We start from the raw sequence: 18,736 nt of genomic DNA on the forward strand, positions 1-18,736 counted from the left end.
ATCGGCGCGCAACCCACATCAGGCAAAGATTCCCCTAGGTCGGCGCTATTCGGTAGACCAGCTTCGTAACCACTTTGCTTTTTTATCCTAGCACCAAAAGCGCGGACGTTCATGGCCCGCGGAACGTTCAAAAAACCCTATTCATAATGAGGGATGCAGCCTTTCCGGCGTCAACGTAGCGTCTCGCCCGCCATTACCCATCCAGGCCTGTCCCTCCTGCACGTTGCATTGAAGCTGCATGTTCCGTTCCGCCAACCGTGCCAGCGCGGCGGTATCGTCGGGAGCCAGGCGGAAAACCTGCAGATTCTCCAGCCGCGCCAGCTTGTCCTGGTTCTGGCGCCACCACGCGTCGGCGGTGCGCCCATAGGCATAAAGCACCACCCGCGCGGCCCGCGCGCAGGCCTTGCGCAACCATTTCTCGTCCGGCAGGCCTACTTCTATCCAGACATCCACCGCGCCGGTCAGATCCTTGCGCCACAGATCCGGCTCATCGTCGGTCGACAGGCCCCGGCCGAACGCCAGATCTTCGTCGGCATTCAGCGCGAAAGCCAGGACCCGCACCATCATTCTTTCATCGGTCTCCGAGGGGTGGCGGGCAATGACCAGCGGATGCTCCGCGTAGTAACCCCTGTCCATGTCCGCCACTTGCAGCACCGCCTTGTAAACCACCGAACGTAGAGCCATGTCTTTCACCGGCCGCCCGCGCGGCGGCCTTTCCTCTTAAAAAACCGGAACCGGGCCGGCGCACGGCGTTCCGGGGAATTACCTAAGGATGTTTCCGAATGAACTTCGAGCGCCCGTTCCGCTCTATTCATTTGGAAATGTATCCGTTTTCAATTAGAGCTTCACAGTTTGGAAAATTCGATTCTAAAATGCGCTGGTTATCCTCGCGCCCCAAATCGAGCATTTTCCCTGCCCTTCGCCTGAAAAAACCACCTGGACAAAAATGGCTAAAGATACCTACCAAACCCTGCAGGCCCAAATCCGCAAGCTTCAGGAAAAAGCGGAAAGCGTTCGCCAGAAGCAACGCCAGCCTGTCATCGCCTCCATTCTTCGCTCGATGCAGGAATTCTCGATCACGCTGGACGAGCTGAAAGCCGCCCAGGCCAAGGGCGTGGCCCCCCGCAAGCGGGCGGGCGCCGCCGCCAAGACCAGCGCGGCAAAACCCGCCAAGCAGGTCGCCCCCAAGTACCGCCACCCCGAAACCGGCGAAACCTGGACCGGCCGCGGCAAGCCCCCCCGCTGGCTGGTCGCGGCGGAAGCCGGCGGCGCGACGCGCGATCAGTTTCTCATCGCCCAGTAACACGGCGCGGGCCGACAGGGTTCTTTTATAAAGGTGGTTTTACGACTCACAATCGTAAAACCACCTTTTTGATTGTTACCATTCGGAAAGCTTTACACACTCAAGCCTTCGATTATTACGGTCGTGAAATTATTTCTTGAACGCGAAATAGACCGCACCGACCAGGCAGCACGCCGCCCATAAATGGTTCAGCCGCAGCCGCTCGTCCATGAACAGCAGAGCGAACGGCACGAACACCGTCAGGGTCACCACCTCCTGCAATATCTTCATCTGCGTTACGCTAAGGAAATCGAAACCGTAGCGATTCGCGGGCACCATGATTGCATATTCAAAAAAAGCGAGCCCCCAGCTCGCCAGCAAGGCGAGATACCAGGGGCTGCCGTGCGCATAGCGCAGGTGTCCGTACCAGGCGAACGTCATGAACATATTGGATAACGCCAGGAGCCCCACGAACCCCAGAATTTGGGCAGCCATGCCCCCTCCATCAACAGTCAAGCAAGCCAAAACATGGCATGCTTACATACATTCATGCATGTATATAAGCACTGCATCGGGGGCACCTTACCCAGATAGCCCGTTCACTCACACACCTTTGTCCGGCGGCCCTCCAGGGTGATGCCGGACACCACCGGCTGGGCATGGCCATGGTACGCAAAACGAAAGAGGAAGCGCTCGAAACCCGCACCCGCATACTCGAAACGGCCGAACAGATCTTCAGCGAACAAGGCGTCTCGCACACGTCGCTGCAAGATATCGCGGCGGCCGCCAATGTAACCCGCGGCGCGATCTACTGGCACTTCAAGAACAAGACGGACCTGCTGGACGCGATGTTGCAGCGGGTCAAGATGCCTATCGAGGACGCGCTCGAACGCAGTTGCGACGTCAACTCCCCCGACCCGCTCAGCCAGCTGCGGCGCAGCGCCGTCGGCGCCATGCAATTGATCTCCGAAGGCGCTAGCGCGCAGCGGGTCTGCGAGATCCTGCTGTTCAAGTGCGAGTATGTGGCGGAAACGGCGGACATGCGCCGCCGCCATGTCGAAAGCCGCAAGATCGCCCTGGGCCGCTACGAAGACGGCTTCCGCCGCGCCATTGCCCTGGGGCAGTTGCCCCCACACACCAATCCCCGGATCGCCGCCCTGGGCCTGCACGCCATCATGCACGGCCTGTTCATGGACTGGATGCTGGAACCGGGCGATTTCGACATCACCGAAGTGGGCGGCCGGGTCATCGACGATTTCCTGGCCGGGCTGAAGATCAGCCAGCCGGAAACGCCGGCCGGCTGACGGGCGGGCGGCGCGCTACTTGCGCTGCTCCACCTCGTAGGTCACATCCCTGACCTGCCCGTTGGTATCGGGAAAGCGATCGAAAATCGCCCGCACCAGATAGGGCATCACCTGCGGAATGGAGTCGCCCGAGCCGGTGCTTACCGCCGTGGACTCGTAGACCTTCTGCCCGTTCTGCCGGGCATCCCGTATCTCCACCCGCAGCGAGGCACGGGACGCGTCCACCGTGGTGGACGTCCAGGTCGGCGGATACGGCGGCCCCCAGGCGAAGCCCATGCCGCCGCGGCCACGATAGCCGAATCCGCCCCAGCCATAACCCCAGGGTCCCCACGGCCCGTAGAAAGGATCGTAGGCCGGGCGTTCGACGCGCACCTGCACCGGCTCGACGCCGTACGAGAAGTTGATCGTGAAGCGGGCGGGCTGCCCCGCCCGGGCCTCGACCATGCCGGTGGGACCGATGCCGGAGCGGATCATGTCGGCGTATTCGCGGTACTCCAGGCTGTCCCGCTGCGCCGCGGACGGATCGAATTTCCAGGTGGCGCCCACGGCATCGGCCGGCCATTGCTGGAAGGTCGTGACGCGGGCCGGCACCGTGGTCGCGCAACCCGCGAGCAAGGCCACCGCGGCGACCTTGGCAACGCGGCTGGCCCATGTCCAGCCGCCCCGTCGGAGGAAAGAATTACATTTGGATATCGACATGGTGCTTTCGCGTCCGCAGCAAGAATCGTAATTTAACCGTTATGGCGCTTGGACCGACACGAGGTGTTTCGGTTCTCGGCCGACGCGCCCCGCCTCACCCCGCTACAATCCCATCCCTGCGCCGTCACTCGTTTCCCGCCATCATGCGTACCGATACTCCCGTCACCATCAGACGCCAGAATTACCTTCCGTTTCCGTATGACATCGCGACGGTCAGGCTGGAATTCGACCTCGATCCCGCGGACACCCAGGTCCGTTCGCAGCTGGAGGTGCGGCGCACCGGCGAAGGTCCGCTGGTCCTGAACGGCGAAGACCTGGAACTGGTCTCGGTCCAGGTGGACGGCCGCGACTGGGCCGGGCGCTACCAGGTGGACGGCGACACCCTGACCCTGGACGGCCTGGGCACCCAGGCGCGGGTCGAGATCGTCTCGCGCTGCCGGCCCGAGGCCAATTCCGCGCTGATGGGGCTCTACGTCTCGAACGGCGTCTTCTTCACCCAGTGCGAGGCCGAGGGCTTTCGCCGCATCACCTGGTTCCCCGACCGGCCCGACGTCATGTCGCGGTATTCGGTGGTGCTGCGGGCCGACAAGAAGCGCTTCCCGCAACTGCTGTCCAACGGCAACCTGGTCAAACAGGCCGACCTTGCCGACGGCCGCCACGAAGCCCATTGGGAAGACCCGTTTCCCAAGCCCTGCTACCTGTTCGCGCTGGTGGCCGGCGCCCTGACCTGGCGCGAGTCGCGCATGCGCACCCGCTCGGGCCGCGAGGTGCTGCTGCAGGTCTACAGCGATCCGGGCAGCGAAGGCAAGACGCAGTACGCGCTGGAGTCGCTGGAACGCGCGGTGCGCTGGGACGAGCGACGCTTCTCGCTCGAACTGGACCTGGACCGCTTCATGATCGTGGCGGCGCGCGACTTCAACATGGGGGCCATGGAAAACAAGGGCCTGAACATCTTCAACGCCGCCTACGTCCTGGCCGACCCGGAAAGCGCCACCGATGCCAACTTCAGCGCCATCGAGGCGGTGATCGGCCACGAATACTTCCACAACTGGACCGGCAACCGCGTCACCTGCCGCGACTGGTTCCAGCTCAGCCTGAAGGAAGGCCTGACCGTCTTCCGCGACCAGGAATTCACCGCCGACATGATGGCGCAGGGGCTGGATGCGCAAGCGGCCGCCAGCGCGCGCACGGTCAAGCGCATCGACGACGTCGTGACGCTGCGCGCGGCCCAGTTCCCCGAGGATGCCGGCCCGATGGCCCACCCCATCCGGCCCGAGAGCTACCAGGAAATCGGCAACTTCTACACCGCCACCGTCTACGAGAAAGGCGCGGAAGTCATCCGCATGCAGCAGACGCTGCTGACGCCGGCCGGATTCACGCGCGGGCTGGCCGAGTACTTCCGCCGGCACGATGGCCAGGCCGTGACCTGCGACGATTTCGTGGCGGCGATGGAATCGGTGTACGCGCAGGACCATCCCGGGCGCGACCTGTCCGTGTTCAGGCGCTGGTACAGCCAGGCCGGCACGCCGCGGGTGCGGGTGACGATCGAACACGACGCCGCCACGCGGCGCTGCACCGTCACGCTGGCCCAGCGCTGCGAACCGGTCGGCGTGGAACGCCTGCCGGGCGCGCCGGCCAAGCAGCCCTTCCACATCCCCTTCGCCATCGGCCTGCTCGACGCGCAGGGCCGCCCCCTGCCGCTGAAACAGGCGGACGGCCACGAGGTGCGCGACACCGCACTGCTCGAACTGACCACCGAACACGCGCAATGGACCTTCGAGAACATCGACGCCAGGCCCGTGCCCTCGCTGTTGCGCGACTTCTCCGCGCCGGTCATCGTCGAGTACGACTACACCGACCACGAGCTGGCGCTGCTGATGCGGCACGACGGCAATGCCTTCGCCCGCTGGGAAGCCGGACAGCAACTGGCCACCCGCGTCATACTGGCCGCCACCCGGGAACGGCAGGAAGGCAGGCCCTTCGCGCTGCACCGCGACTTCATCGAAGCCTGGCGCTCGGTGCTGACCGCGCCGGGGCTGGATGCCGCCTACCGCGCCCGCGCCCTGACGCTGCCGTCGGAAAAGACGCTGGCCGAACACATGGCCAAGGTCGACCCGGTGGCGCTGGCCGCGGTGCGTGACGAAACGCTGGGCGCGCTCGGCCGCGCGCTGGCGGACGACTGGCGCGCCGCGGTCCAGGCCAACCAGACGCCGGGCGACTACTCGCCCGACCCCATCAGCGCGGGCAAGCGCGCGCTGAAGAACCTCGCGCTGGCCACGCTGATGGCCGGCCGCGTGGACGGCGCGACGGAACAGGCGCTGGGCCAGTACGACACGGCGCGCAACATGACGGACCGGTTGTCGGCGCTGTCGTCGCTGGTCAACTTCGGCGCGGCCGATGCCTCCGCGCGGGTGCTGGCCGATTTCTACGAGCGCTGGCAGGACGATCCGCTGGTGGTGGACAAATGGTTCACCCTGCAGGCAACGGCCCGCGGCACCACGGTACAGACCGTGGAAGGCCTGATGACCCATCCCGCGTTCTCGCTGCGCAACCCCAACCGCGCCCGCTCGCTGGTCTTCCAGTTCTGCCTGAACAACCCCTATGGCTTTCACCGCGCCGACGGCAGCGGCTACCGCTACTGGGCCAGCCAGGTCCTGGCGCTGGACGCCCTCAACCCCGAAATCGCCGCCCGCCTGGCCCGCGCGCTGGACCGCTGGGTCCGCTACGTGCCCGAGCTGAGCGAGCCGATGCGGCAGGTCCTGCAACAGGTGCGCAGCCACCCCGGCCTGTCGCGCAACGTTACCGAAATCGTTTCTAAAGCCCTGGAGATCGCCGCATGAAGCGCAAGACGCTCACCCAATTCCTGATCGAGCAGCAGCGCGGATCCGCCGCCCTGCCCGCCGAAGTCCGCCTGCTGATCGAAATCGTCGCCCGCGCCTGCAAGGCCATCGGCCACGCGGTCGGCAAGGGCGCGCTGGGCGGCGTGCTCGGCAGCCTGGAGTCCGAGAACGTCCAGGGCGAAGTGCAGAAGAAACTGGACGTGCTGTCCAACGAGATCCTGCTGGAAGCCAACGAATGGGGCGGCCAGCTGGCGGCCATGGCTTCCGAGGAAATGGAAACCGTCCACCTCATTCCCACCCACTACCCCAAGGGCGAATACCTGCTGCTGTTCGACCCGCTGGACGGCTCCAGCAACATCGACGTGAACGTGTCCATCGGCACGATCTTCTCGGTGCTGCGCGCACCCGCCGAGGCGCGAGGCCGCGAGATCACCGAACAGGACTTCCTGCAGCCGGGCACGCAGCAGGTGGTGGCGGGCTACGCGCTGTACGGTCCGCAGACCATGCTGATCCTGACCGTGGGCACCGGCGTGTTCGGCTTCACCCTGGACCGCGAGCTCGGTTCGTGGGTGCTGACCCAGGAGAACATCCGCATTCCGGCCGACACCAAGGAATTCGCGATCAACATGTCCAACATGCGCCACTGGGCTCCGCCCGTGCGCCGCTACGTCGAGGAATGCCTGGCCGGCAAGACCGGCCCGCGCGGCAAGGACTTCAACATGCGCTGGATCGCCTCCATGGTGGCCGACGTGCATCGCATCCTGAACCGCGGCGGCATCTTCATGTACCCGTGGGACGCGCGCGAACCGACCAAGCCCGGCAAGCTGCGCCTGATGTACGAAGCCAACCCGATGAGCATGCTGGTGGAACAGGCCGGCGGCGCCTCGACCAACGGCCTGCAGCGCATCCTGGACATCGAGCCCGCCGCGCTGCACGAACGCGTCAGCGTGATCCTGGGCTCGAAGAACGAAGTCGACCTCGTCACCCAATATCATCACGAGGCGGGTTGAGGAAGCTCCCTGCGCGCCTCGCGCGCAGGGAGTTCAGAACAGCTCGAAGTACTCGCGCTGTTCCCACTCGCTCACTTCGAGATTGAAGCGGGCGATCTCGGCTTCCTTGATGTGGCAGAAGTAATCCACGAAGCCGGTCCCCAGGCCTTCCCGCAGCACCGGATCGTCGCGCAGGCAGCCCAGCGCTTCGGTCAGCGTATGCGGCAGGCTGGCGGCCTGGGTTTCGTAGGGCGCGTCGGCCGACGGCCCGGGATCGATGGCGCGGGCGATGCCGTCCATGCCCGACAACACCTGCGAGGCGAAATACAGGTAGGGATTCGCCGCCGGCTCGCCCACCCGGTTCTCGATGCGGGTCGCGGAGTCACCCACGCCGCCCAGCACGCGCAGCATCACGCCCCGATTGTCCCGCCCCCAGATCGCCCGATCGGGCGCGAGCGAATACGGCCGATAGCGCTTATAGCCATTCAGGGTCGGCGTGGACAGCGCGGTGGCGCCGCAGGCGTGGGCGAGCAGCCCGCCCAGGTAGTGGCGCCCCACCGGCGAGAGGTCCTGGCCCGCCTCGGTGGGCACGAAGGCATTGCTGCCGTCGGCCAGGCGGCGCAGGGATTGATGCAGGTGCCAGCCGCTGGACACCACGTTCGGAATGCGCGGGCGGCACATGAAGGTGGCGTGGAAACCTTCGCGGCGGCACACCTGCTTGACCGCGTTGCGGAACAGGATCATGTCGTCGGCCGTCTTCAGCGCATCGCCCGGCGCGAAGGTGAACTCGAACTGGCTGGGACCGAATTCCACCTCCAGCGAACGCAGCGGCAGGTCCAGTTGCTGCGCCGTCTTGCGCACCAGTTCCATGACCGGATCGACCGCGTCATAGCGCAGCTCGGTCAGGTACTGATAGCCGTGCGACATCAGCTCGACGTCCGGAGGCACGCCGGGCTGGCCGGGCTGGCCCGCGTCTTCGGGGCGCATGTGATGCTGCGCCACCTTGAAGACGTGGCACTCGACCTCCAGCCCCGTGATCAGGCCGTACCCCGCTTCGTTCAGGCTCGCCAGCGTCTTGCGGAACAACTGGCGGGTATCGAACGGAACGGGCACGCCGCTCTGGAAATACGTATCGCACAGCAGCCAGCCGGTATTGGGCGCCCAGGGCAGCACCTTGAACGTGGTGGGGTCGGCCACCATCAGGACGTCGGCCGCCCCCTGCATCTCGGGGCGGCTGAAGCCGCCTCCGGAGGTGAACACCGGGAACACCGTCCGGTGCGACGTATCCTTGGCGTACATGGTGGTGGTGATGGTGACGCCGCTCTTGAGCGCGCGCACCGCTTCCTGGGCCACCAGCGTCTTGCCGCGCAGGATCCCGTGCTGGTCGGGGAAGGAAAAGCGCACCACGTCCAGCTTGCCGCCCTCCAGGGCGGCGATGACGTCGCGCGCGGCCTGCTGCTGGGCCTCGGACCACAGGCCGAACCGATCAACGAAAGACATGCCGCCTCCTACGCCGCCCACTCGGAACTCTTGCGGCGCTTCTCGTCCGCGACCTTCCAGTAATCGCTCCAGGTATCGTCCGGGCCGATGCCGTCGATGGAAGGCGGACCGGTGAATTCGCCCGCCTTCGACTCGTCGATCATCATCAGGGCTTTCTCGCCGCGCCCGGCCTGGTCGATGGCCTCGAGCAGCAGGCGGCGATAGGCGACGATGCCCTTGTCGGTGGACCCCAGGTGCTCGCGGGTGCGGTCCTGGATCCTGCCCTGCGATTCGACGGCCCACTGGTCGTGCACGTTGATGTCGTGCCCCATCCCGGTATAGGTCTGCGTCGCCTGCTCTTTCGAATCGTAGCCGTAGTTGTTGAAACGGCCCACGCGCGGCATGTAGTCCGGCAGTTCGTACAGCGCCAGGCGCTGGTCGCGCATCTGCTGCTTGTTCACCGGCTGGCCGAAGCTGGTGAAGATGGCGTACCAGTAGCAGCTCTCGTCATCGATCGGCACATGCCATTGCGCGATCGTCATCTCGGAGCTCATGGGGATGATGAAGGCCTGCGGGAAGACGAGATTGGTCACGCGCACGTGGGTCTGCTCGTCGCCCAGCCGGCGCAGCGCGGTCAGGCGCAGCCCGTAGTTGGCGGGGTCGACCTTGATCTCGGGGCGGTCGTACTCGCGCAGCACCTTGGTGATGGGCAGGTTGGAATCGGCCGAGGCGCCGCGGAACTGCTTGCCGTAGCTGGCCTCGGTATCGCCATCCTCGAAGAAACGGTGCAGGTACGAGGCGTGGGCGGGATCGATGCCGACCTCCAGCGCCTGCAGCCAGTTGCAATCGAGGTAGCCCTTGAAGGCGAAGGTGTATTCGTTCGGGGCGACGAAGCAGTCGAAGTGCGGGAACGCCGGGGCCTCGCCTTCGCCGATATAGGCGAACAGAAGGCCGCTCTTCTCGACCACGGGATAGGACTTCTGCTTGATGCGCTGGGGCAGTTTGCTGCCTTCCGGTTCGGCCGGCGTCTCCAGACAGGCGCCGCTGACGTCGAACAGCCAGCCATGGAACAGGCAGCGCAGCCCGCCGTCCTCCAGGCGGCCGAAGGCCAGGTCGGCGCCGCGGTGCGGACAGTCGCGATCGAGCAGGCCGTAGCGGCCTTCCTCGTCGCGGAACAACACGAAATCCTGCCCCATCAGCTTGACGGGACGGATGGGGCGGTCGCCCTCCAGTTCGTCGACCAGGGCGACGGGCTGCCAGTACTGGCGCAGCAAGGTGCCGGCCGGCGTGCCCATCCCCACACGGGTGATGCGTTCATTCTGCTCAGGGGACATACGAACTCCATTGGGGTGGTGCGATGTATGCAAGATACTATTCTATGGATCCAATGATGTAAACCCATGCCCTTTCCCATCTTCAGAAAAAGATATGGAAAAATCCATGAATATGAAAATAATTCTTTATTTTCATGCACTTAACAAATAACATCGTTTTCCCTAACCGTGAAATCGACAATTGGCGACAGAGCCGGAAATGGCCAGATTTCTCAAAACTGGATCCAGCCTATCAATTCGATACAATGAGGCGCCAAGTGAATCGCGCCGCACCACGGACGGGCATGCGCTGCACTCGCAAAGGAGAGCGACATTGGAATCGCAACAGACGCGCGTATTGGTGCAACTGCGGGACCTGATACTGAAAGGGGAATTCACGCCCGGCGAGCGCCTGGCCGAGATTCCGCTGGCCGAGAAGCTGGGCGTCTCGCGCACGCCCATCCGCCTGGCGCTGGCCGCCCTGGAACAGGAAGGACTGATCGAACCCTCGCCCACCAACGGCTACATGATGCGGCGCTTCACTCCGCGCGAGATCCATGACGCCATCGCGGTGCGCGGGCACCTGGAAGGCATGGCCGCCCGCCTGGTGGCCGAACACGGCGTCTCGCGCCAGTTGTCGCTGGATCTGCGGGCCTGCCTGCAGGACGGCGACCGCGCCGTCAACAAGGCCGAGATGACCTACGACGACTATGCCCTGTACGGGGAGATGAACGATCGCTTCCACAAGCTGGTCATCGACGCCGCCGGCAACTTCGCGCTGGCGCGCGCCATAGAAATGAACAACCGCCTGCCCTTCGCGTCGCCCAGCACCATGCTGCCCATGCAAAACACCGGCGACGAACGGCAGAAGTGGATGGTCTACGCCCACCTGCAACACCACCGGCTGGTGCAGGCCATGGAAAAAGGCGAAGGCGCCCGCGCCCAGGCGCTGGCCGAAGAACACGTGGACGTCGCGCAAATGAACCTGGAATACGCGCTCGAGCGCCCGGAAACCGCCGCCCAGCTGCTGCCCGCCATGAAGATCGTGCTGGGCAAGGCCTGACGCATGGCCGCCGACGGACGACCGCAACATACCGACTGGCCCGGCGTCGCCCTGGGCGTGACCTGCGGCATCCTGGTCGCGCTGTGCGTGGGCAAGATGCCGCCCGCGCTGCCGCTGCTGCAACAGGATCTGGGCCTGAACCTGCGCGAAGTGGGCTGGGTCGTCTCCCTGTTCAGCACCATCGCCACCCTGTGCGCGGCCGGCATGGGGCTCCTCTCCGGGCGCGTGGGCGCCTGGCGCTTCACCCTGGCCGGGCTGTGCGCGCTGGTGACGGGGGGCCTGATGGGCGCGGCGTCCGACAGCTACGCCCTGCTGCTGGCCAGCCGCATCCTGGAAGGCACCGGGCAGATCGCCATCGTCGTGTCGGTACCCGCGATGCTGACGGCGCTGAGCGCGCCGCACCAGACCCGCCTGGTGCTGGCCCTGTGGTCGGCCTACATGCCGCTGGGCATCAGCCTCGCCTTGCTGACGGCGCCGCTGCTGCTCGAGGACGGCCGGTGGCGCCTGCTTTGGACGCTGATCGCCGGCGTGACGGCCGTGTGCGCGGTCTGGATGGGGCTCTGGCGCTCGCGCTACGCCCATCCCAGGCCGGCGGCGCGCTCGCTGGACTGGCGCAAGCTGACGGGCGGGCTGCGCCAGATCGTACCCTGGGTGCTGGCGCTGTCGTTCACGTTCTACGCCATCCAGTTCTTCACGGTCATGACCTTCCTGCCGACCTGGGCCATCCAGGAACGCGGATTGTCGCTGCGCACGGCTTCCCTGCTGACCGCCGTCGTGATCTTCTTCAACGCCGGCGGCTCGGTGCTGGGCGCCTCGCTGCTGCAACGCGGCCTGCGCGGCAGTTCGCTGATCATGACGGCGCATGTCGTCGTCGGCCTGTCCGCCTGCGCGATTTTCTCGGACTGGCTGCCCGACGCCGTGCGCTTCGGGGCCTGCCTGAGCCTGAACCTGATCGGCGGGACCCTGCCGGCCGCCACCCTGTCGGCCTCGCCGCGCCTGGCCAGGAGCCCCGACCAGATCGCCAGCCTGCAGGGGCTGTTCCTGCAAGGCTCCAACCTGGGGCAGTTCGCCGCCGCCCCGCTGGTTACCTGGGCCGTCACGCTGTCCGGCACGGTGCCGGACTGGTCCCATGCCCTGCCGCTGATGGCGCTGTGCGCCACGATCGGCCTGGGCCTGGGCATATTCGCCCGCGCCCGGGGCCTGTGAAAAACGTCAGATGTAGATGATCAGCGCGACCACGCCGATGATCAGGGCCGCCTTGGTCAGCCGATAGACCGTGCGGTTCCAGTTCTTGAGCTTGCGGCGATACTGCCCGGCCACCCACACGACATAGAACAGCTTGTTGATCAGGCCCGTCTTGTCGCCCTCTTCATTGGGGGAACTGGCGGCGGTCATGACCTTGCGCCCCATCCACTTGTTGAAGGCCTGCGCCCAGCGGTAGCGCAGCGGACGCTCGACGTCGCAGAACAGGATGATGCGATCGCGGTCGGTCCCGTTCTCGGCCCAGTGGATGAAGGTTTCGTCGAACACCACGCTCTGCCCGTCGCGCCAGCTGTAGCGCTCGCCGTCCACCTCGATGAAGCAGCGGTCGTCGTTGGGCGTCTCCAGCCCCAGGTGGTAGCGCAGCGAGCCGGCGAACGGATCGCGGTGGGGGTTTAGCTTCGCCCCGGGCGGCAGCTCGGCGAACATGGCCGCCTTGACCTCGGGAATGCCGCGCAGGATCTCGACCGTGCGGGGGCAGTATTCGTGCGCGGACGGATGCTGGGCCTCGTACCACTTCAGGTAGAACCGTTTCCAGCCCGACTTGAAGAAGGAGTTGAAGCCCGCGTCATTGTTCTTTTCCGCCGCGCGTATGCGCTGCGCGTCGCGCAGCTGTACCGCCTCGTCGCGGATGATTTCCCAGTTGTCGTCCAGCGCCTGCAGCGCCGGCAGTTGCCGCACCGGGATGTACGGCGCGGCGGGAACCCGGGAAAACAGGTACATGAACGCGTTCACGGGCGCCACGATCGAGGAGTGGTCGAACAACTGCCTGAAGAAGCGCAGCCGGACCTTGCCCCGGAAGTGCACGTAGCCGATGGCGCCCAGGTACAGTGCGACGATGATCCATTTCATGTTCAGTCCTATCCCCCTACACCTCGAGTACGGTGGAGCCGGTGGTCTTGCGGGCGGCCAGCGACTCGTGGGCCCGGGCGATGTCCTCGAGCCTGAAGCGCTGCTCGATGCGCGGCTTGATCTTGCCCGCCACGACCAGTTCGAACAGGTCGGCCGCCGCCGCCTGCATTTTTTCCAGGGTGTCCACGTGATGCGCCACGGTGGGCCGCGTCACGAACAACGAGCCCTTCTGCGCCAGGATGCCCAGGTTGACCCCGGTGACCGCGCCGGACGCGTTGCCGAAGCTGACCATCAGGCCCCGCTGCTGCAGGCAGTCGAGCGACGTTTCCCAGGTGTCCTTGCCCACGCCGTCGTACACCACCGGCACCTTCTTGCCCTTGGTCAGTTCGAGCACGCGCTCGGCGACGTTCTCGCGGCTGTAGTCGATAACCTGCCACGCGCCATTGGCCTTGGCCAGCGCCGCCTTTTCCGGAGAGGACACCGTACCGATCAATTTTACGCCCAAAGCCTTCGCCCACTGGCACGCGATCAGGCCGACGCCGCCGGCCGCGGCGTGGAACAGGATGGTCTCGTTGCCCTGCAGGCGGTAGGTCTGGCGGAACAGGTATTGCACCGTCAGCCCCTTGAGCATGATGGCCGCGGCCTGGTCGAAGCCGACGCCGTCCGGAATGCGGACCACCTGGAAAGCGGGCATGTTGCGCACTTCGGCATAGGCGCCCAGCGGGCTTTGCCCGTAGGCCACGCGGTCGCCCACCTTCAGGTGCCGCACCTTGGGCCCCACCGCGTCCACCACCCCGGCCGCCTCGAACCCCAGCACCGCGGGCAGCCGGGTGGGATACAGGCCGGTACGGAAATAGATGTCGATGAAGTTCAGGCCGACGGCGTGCTGCCGGATCCGGACTTCGCCGGGGCCGGGAGCGGGCACGTCGACGTCAACCAGCTTGAGCACTTCGGGGCCGCCGTGCTGTTCGATTCGTATCGCCTTGGACATCTGGAATCTCCTTGGTGGGCAATGGTCATGCCGCATTCTAATCGCGCATACAATCGCGGAGAATATCGGCCGCGCCACGATGCGAGGCGCCGTCCGCCCACCCTCAAGGTACGCATGTGAAGACCGATCCGCGCTTTCCCAACCTGTTCATCCTCGATCATCCGCTGATCCAGCACAAGCTGACCCACATGCGCGACAAGAACACGTCGACGCGGACGTTCCGCCAGTTGCTGCGCGAAATCTCGCAACTGATGGGCTACGAGGTCACCCGCAACCTGCCGCTGGCGCTGCGCCCCATCGAGACGCCCATGACGCCCATGGACGCGCCGGTGATAGCCGGCAAGAAGCTCGCGGTGGTACCGGTGCTGCGGGCGGGCAGCGGCATGGCCGACGGACTGCTGGACCTGGTGCCCTCGGCCCGCGTCGGCCATATCGGCCTGTACCGCGACGAGCAGCACCGGCCGGTGGAATACCTCGTACGCCTGCCCGAACTCGAGGGCCGCACCTTCATCCTGTGCGACCCCATGATAGGCACGGGCTATTCGGCCGCCCACGCGGTGGAAGCGCTGAAGAAGCGCGGCGTGCCGGCCTCGAGCATCATCTTCGTCGCGCTGGTGGCATCGCCCGAGGGCATGCAGGTCTATTGCGACCACCATCCCGACGTCCCCATGTACCTGGCGTCGCTGGACGACTACCTGGACGAGAACGCCTACATCGTGCCGGGGCTGGGCGACGCCGGCGACCGTCTGTTCGGCACCAAGAACTAGGTTTCTACCAGGCCGACGCATCGCCCGCGCCCGCCGGCCCCGACGAGGCCACCAGCGCCGCCAGCACGCCGGCGGTCTCGGCATCGAGCACGCCGTCGTAGCGCGCGGGCCGGTAATGCATCTGGAACGCCGCGAGGACCGCCTGCATCTCGCGCTCGGGGGAGTCGGCGGGCGGCACTGCGTAGCCCACCCGCATCAGCTGCTGCCGGACCGAGGCCATGTCGGGCAGCCCCTGCGCGGCGAAGCGCGCGCCCAGCGCCCGGGCCACCGATTCGTCGTACCACCGGCCCACGCCCTCGCGCGCCAGTTCGCGCCACGGAAACAGCGGGCCGGGATCCTGCTTGCGCAGCGGCGCGACGTCGCTGTGGCCGACGATGTTCTCGGGCGCAACGCCGTGGCGGTCGGCGATGTCGCGCACCAGCGCCCGCACGGCCCGGATCTGCGACGGCCGGTACGGCTGCCAGGCAGGCGTGCCGTCGGCAGCCGCGCCGACCGGCCCGCGATTGACGATTTCTATGCCTATCGAACTGCGATTGAGCCAGGTATAGCCGCCCCACTCGCTCTGGCCGGCATGCCAGGCGGCGCGGTTCTCGTCCACCAGCCGGTAGATGCGCGCAGGTTCGTCGTCGGTGACCAGGTAGTGGCTGCTGACCTCGCCCTGGCTGAGCGTGCCCAGCGCCCGCGACGACTCGGACACCGTGTAGTGAAGCACGATGAAGCGCACGCGGCTGCCCTGGCTGCGAGCGCTGATGGACGTGTCGATATCCAGGCCGCGCCCGCCGGGCGCCAACGGGGCGCAGCCCTGGAGCACGAGCAGGCCGGCCAGGCCGAGCATGGCCAGGGGCCGGGAAAGAAAAGGCCGCGTCATCGGATTCCTGCGGGGAAAGTCCGAAGCAATATAGTCGTTCGCGGCACCCTCGTAAATTTCACGGCCGGGCCCCGCCCTCAGTGCGCGCCGCCCGCATCGGCCGGCGCCCCCGCTCCGCGCTTGCCGGGCTTGGCCAGCCAGACCATCGCGGTCAGGACCAGGAAGATGATGGCCGAGCCGTAGAAGATGTCGACCACCGACATCGTCAGCGCCTGCCCGGTGATCAGGTTGTTGATCGATGCCAGTGCCTGGCCCGGCGACATGCCCGCGCCCTGCATGGTCGAGAGCGCCTGCGACGTGGCGCCGCTGCCGGAAGCGATGTGTTCGGTCAGGTGGGCATGGTGCATGGCCGCCCGGTCTTCCCACATCGTGGTCGAGATGGAAGTGCCGAATGCCCCCGCGGTGATGCGCAGGAAATTCGACAGGCCCGAGGCGCTGGCGATCTTGTCAGGCGGCAGTCCGGCCAGCGTCAGCGATACCAGCGGCACGAAGAACGCGGCCATCCCCGCGCCTTGCAGCACGGTGGGTTCGAGCAGGGTCACGATATCGGCCTGCGGCGTGAAGTTCGAGCGCATGAAGCTGACGCCGGCGAACACGCCGAAGGCGATCGTGACCAGGATGCGGGGATCCGTGCGCGCCAGCATGCGGCCGACGATGGGCGTGAACACGATGGCCAGCAGCCCGATGGGCGCGGTCACCAGGCCGGCGTCGGTGGCCGTGTAGCCCATCTGCGTCTGCAGCCACAGCGGCAGCAGCACCACGTTGCCGAAGAACACGGCATAGGCGATCGACAGCGTCAACGCGCCCACGGTGAAGTTGCGTCCCGCGAACAGGCGCAGGTCCACGACGGGGTGCCGGTCGGTCAGTTCCCAGATGACGAAGAACACGAAGCCGACCACCGCGACCACCGCCAGCGTCACGATGGTGCCGCTGGCGAACCAGTCGAGCTCCTTGCCCTTGTCCAGCATGATCTGCAGCGCGGCGATCCAGACCACCAGCAGGACCAGGCCCATGGTGTCGATGGGCAATTTGCGGATCGGCGATTCACGCTTGTGGTAGATGCTCCAGCTCACCCACGCCGCCGCCAGGCCGACCGGGATGTTGATGTAGAAGATCCAGGGCCACGAATAGTTGTCGGAGATCCATCCGCCCAGCAAGGGACCGGCCACGGGCGCCACCAGCGTGGTCATGGCCCAGAACGCGAGCGCCATGCCGGATTTTTCGCGCGGGTAGCTGCCCAGCATCAACGTCTGCGACAGCGGAATCATTGGGCCGGCCACCAGGCCCTGGAGCACGCGGAACGCGATCAGCGACTCCAGGTTGGGCGCCAGGCCGCATAGCCACGATGCGACGATGAACAGCAGCACCGAGGCGATGAACAGCCGCACCTGTCCGAAACGCATGGTCAGCCAGCCCGTCAGCGGCAGCGCGATGGCGTTGGCCACCGCGAACGAGGTGATCACCCAGGTGCCCTGGCTGGTGCTGACCCCCAGGTCGCCCGAAATGGCCGGCAGGGAAACGTTGGCGATCGACGTGTCGAGCACGTTCATGAACACCGCCGCGGACAAGGCGATCGTACCCAGCACGCGCTGGCCGCCCTGGAGCGGCGGATGGGTCGCCGGCGGGCCGCCGGGCGCGGGTCGCGCGGCGGGTTCGTCGGCCGGGGCCGGAGAGGAAGCGTTGGTCGTCATGGCAGCATCCGTGGCCGGCGCCTTCCTACATCACGCCCGCGCCGTGGCGCGCGACCGCCATCGCGCCGCCGTTGTCGGCGCGAACGGGCGTGGAAATGTGCAGCGGCGAAGTCTTGGCCACCGCCGGCCTGGCCTCGGCCGCGCGGCCGCCCAGGTTCTGGGCGATGGTGGCGGCTACCAGGGCATCGGCATCCTCGCGGGCATGGTCCATGACCGTGGTCGAATAGGCGGGCGCGGTGCGCGCCGCCTCGGCCAGCGCCGGACCGTCGGTGGACGACACGTCCACCGAGACGTTCATCGACAGGCCCACGCGCAGCGGATGCGCCTCGATCTCCTTGGGGTCCAGAGCGATGCGCACCGGCACGCGCTGCACCACCTTGATCCAGTTGCCGGTGGCGTTCTGGGCCGGCAGCAGCGCGAAGGCGCTGCCGGTGCCGGCGCCCAGGCCGGCGATCTTGCCGTGGTACTCGACCTTCGAGCCGTAGACGTCCGCTTCCAGCGTGACGGGCTGGCCGATGCGCATGCGGCCCAGCTGCACTTCCTTGAAATTGGCATCCACCCACACCTGGTCCAGCGGCACGATGGTCATCAGCGAGGCGCCGGGCGCCACGCGCTGCCCCACCTGCGCGCTGCGCTTGGCCACGTAGCCGGTCACGGGCGCGGGCAGCGAGGTGCGCGACAGGTTGATGTAGGCCTCGCGGACCTTGGCCGCGGCGCCCAGCACATTGGGGTGCTGCTCGACGCTGGTGCCGTCGGTAAGCGCGGTATTGGTGGCGAGCTGCTCGCGCGCGGCCACCAGGGCCGCCTGCGCCGAGGCCAGCGCCGACTTGGCGTTGCTGACCGCGGTTTCCGCGTGCAGCAGTTCCTCGCCGCTGACCGCGCCGGACGAGGCCAGCTCCTGGCGCCGCCTGGCGTCGTTCTGGGCCTTGGCCAGATCGGCCTTCGCGCGCTCGATGTCGGCCTGGCGCACCGCGATGTTGGCGGTCAGCGCGCCGTTGTTGGCATACAGCGTGCGCACCTGGCGCACGGTCTGGGCCAGCGCCGCCTGGGCCTGGTCGAGCGCGACCTGCGCGTCGGCCTTGTCCAGCAGGATCAAGGGGTCGCCGGACTTCACGTAGTCGGTATCGTCGGCCTGGATGGCGACGACGGTGCTGGCGATCTGGGGCGTGATCTGCACCAGGTTGCCCTGCACATAGGCGTCGTCGGTGCCTTCGTAGTGGCGGGCCACCAGCGCCCACCACGCGCCGTAGGCGACGGCGGCCACGGCGAACACGCCGGCGGCGCCCAGCAGCAGTTTCTTGCGGGGGTTCTTGGAAGCTTGTTGTGCGGTTTCCATCT

The 18,736-nt window shown here is 66.4% G+C and carries 17 protein-coding genes; 7 read left to right on the forward strand and 10 right to left on the reverse strand.

The genetic code is table 11. The features are described from left to right. Positions 1-141 precede the first annotated feature (141 nt). Positions 142-684: a YaeQ family protein gene (locus EV675_RS22020; RefSeq protein ID WP_130359795.1), complete on the reverse strand. Its 543-nt coding sequence runs from the start codon at positions 682-684 to the stop codon at positions 142-144. A gap of 262 nt (positions 685-946) precedes the next feature. Between EV675_RS22020 and EV675_RS22025 the strand changes: the two genes are divergently transcribed. After that, positions 947-1,303: an H-NS histone family protein gene (locus tag EV675_RS22025; RefSeq protein ID WP_130359797.1), complete on the forward strand. Its 357-nt coding sequence runs from the start codon at positions 947-949 to the stop codon at positions 1,301-1,303. A gap of 129 nt (positions 1,304-1,432) precedes the next feature. Here EV675_RS22025 and EV675_RS22030 read toward each other — a convergent pair whose 3' ends face one another. Continuing rightward, positions 1,433-1,777, reverse strand: a complete 345-nt coding sequence (locus tag EV675_RS22030; protein WP_130359799.1) for a DMT family protein — start codon at positions 1,775-1,777, stop codon at positions 1,433-1,435. Positions 1,778-1,947: 170 nt separating this feature from the next. Between EV675_RS22030 and EV675_RS22035 the strand changes: the two genes are divergently transcribed. After that, positions 1,948-2,586, forward strand: coding sequence for a TetR family transcriptional regulator (locus tag EV675_RS22035; protein WP_165404707.1), 639 nt, complete (start codon positions 1,948-1,950; stop codon positions 2,584-2,586). A gap of 15 nt (positions 2,587-2,601) precedes the next feature. Here EV675_RS22035 and EV675_RS22040 read toward each other — a convergent pair whose 3' ends face one another. Then, the gene (locus EV675_RS22040; protein ID WP_130359803.1) at positions 2,602-3,285 is read right to left on the reverse strand and encodes a DUF4136 domain-containing protein; all 684 of its coding nucleotides are present in this window, start codon (positions 3,283-3,285) and stop codon (positions 2,602-2,604) included. Between the two features lie 143 nt (positions 3,286-3,428). Here EV675_RS22040 and pepN point away from each other — a divergent pair, with 143 nt between their 5' ends. Next, complete coding sequence (gene pepN, locus EV675_RS22045; protein ID WP_130359805.1) at positions 3,429-6,125, forward strand: aminopeptidase N; 2,697 nt, start codon at positions 3,429-3,431, stop codon at positions 6,123-6,125. Further along, on the forward strand, positions 6,122-7,135 hold the full coding sequence (locus tag EV675_RS22050) for a class 1 fructose-bisphosphatase (protein ID WP_130359807.1): 1,014 nt from the start codon (positions 6,122-6,124) through the stop codon (positions 7,133-7,135). The genes pepN and EV675_RS22050 overlap by 4 nt, the downstream gene beginning before the upstream one ends. Before the next feature lie 33 nt (positions 7,136-7,168). On the opposite strand, the gene EV675_RS22055 is transcribed toward EV675_RS22050, so the two are convergent. Together EV675_RS22055 and EV675_RS22060 are read right to left on the reverse strand one after the other, a co-directional pair. Beyond that, the gene (locus EV675_RS22055) at positions 7,169-8,614 is read right to left on the reverse strand and encodes a glutamine synthetase family protein (protein ID WP_130359809.1); all 1,446 of its coding nucleotides are present in this window, start codon (positions 8,612-8,614) and stop codon (positions 7,169-7,171) included. 8 nt (positions 8,615-8,622) lie between these two features. Next, positions 8,623-9,927 carry an aromatic ring-hydroxylating dioxygenase subunit alpha gene (locus tag EV675_RS22060; protein WP_130359811.1) on the reverse strand — a complete coding sequence of 435 codons (1,305 nt, stop codon included), beginning with the start codon at positions 9,925-9,927 and terminating at the stop codon, positions 8,623-8,625. 313 nt (positions 9,928-10,240) lie between these two features. Between EV675_RS22060 and EV675_RS22065 the strand changes: the two genes are divergently transcribed. Next, complete coding sequence (locus EV675_RS22065; RefSeq protein ID WP_130359813.1) at positions 10,241-10,969, forward strand: GntR family transcriptional regulator; 729 nt, start codon at positions 10,241-10,243, stop codon at positions 10,967-10,969. A gap of 3 nt (positions 10,970-10,972) precedes the next feature. Continuing rightward, complete coding sequence (locus tag EV675_RS22070) at positions 10,973-12,175, forward strand: MFS transporter (RefSeq protein WP_130359815.1); 1,203 nt, start codon at positions 10,973-10,975, stop codon at positions 12,173-12,175. Positions 12,176-12,181: 6 nt separating this feature from the next. On the opposite strand, the gene lpxO is transcribed toward EV675_RS22070, so the two are convergent. Next, positions 12,182-13,081, reverse strand: a complete 900-nt coding sequence (gene lpxO, locus EV675_RS22075) for a lipid A hydroxylase LpxO (RefSeq protein ID WP_130359817.1) — start codon at positions 13,079-13,081, stop codon at positions 12,182-12,184. 16 nt (positions 13,082-13,097) lie between these two features. After that, the gene (locus tag EV675_RS22080; RefSeq protein ID WP_130359819.1) at positions 13,098-14,072 is read right to left on the reverse strand and encodes a quinone oxidoreductase family protein; all 975 of its coding nucleotides are present in this window, start codon (positions 14,070-14,072) and stop codon (positions 13,098-13,100) included. A 116-nt stretch (positions 14,073-14,188) separates the two neighbouring features. Between EV675_RS22080 and upp the strand changes: the two genes are divergently transcribed. Then, a complete protein-coding gene (gene upp / locus EV675_RS22085; protein WP_130359821.1) occupies positions 14,189-14,839 on the forward strand; it encodes a uracil phosphoribosyltransferase in 651 nt (216 codons plus the stop codon). Between the two features lie 4 nt (positions 14,840-14,843). Here upp and EV675_RS22090 read toward each other — a convergent pair whose 3' ends face one another. The 3 genes from EV675_RS22090 to EV675_RS22100 form a co-directional block, all read right to left on the reverse strand. Further along, entirely contained in the window at positions 14,844-15,707 is an 864-nt protein-coding gene (locus tag EV675_RS22090; protein WP_242621538.1) for an N-acetylmuramoyl-L-alanine amidase, read from the reverse strand. Between the two features lie 77 nt (positions 15,708-15,784). Then, positions 15,785-17,398, reverse strand: a complete 1,614-nt coding sequence (locus tag EV675_RS22095) for a DHA2 family efflux MFS transporter permease subunit (RefSeq protein WP_130359823.1) — start codon at positions 17,396-17,398, stop codon at positions 15,785-15,787. 25 nt (positions 17,399-17,423) lie between these two features. After that, positions 17,424-18,734 (reverse strand): HlyD/EmrA/EmrK family protein, encoded by a 1,311-nt coding sequence (locus EV675_RS22100; protein WP_130359825.1) that lies wholly within the window; start codon positions 18,732-18,734, stop codon positions 17,424-17,426. Between the last annotated feature and the right edge of the window lie 2 nt (positions 18,735-18,736).

This window comes from Pigmentiphaga kullae (assembly GCF_004216695.1).
Lineage (GTDB): Bacteria > Pseudomonadota > Gammaproteobacteria > Burkholderiales > Burkholderiaceae_B > Pigmentiphaga > Pigmentiphaga kullae.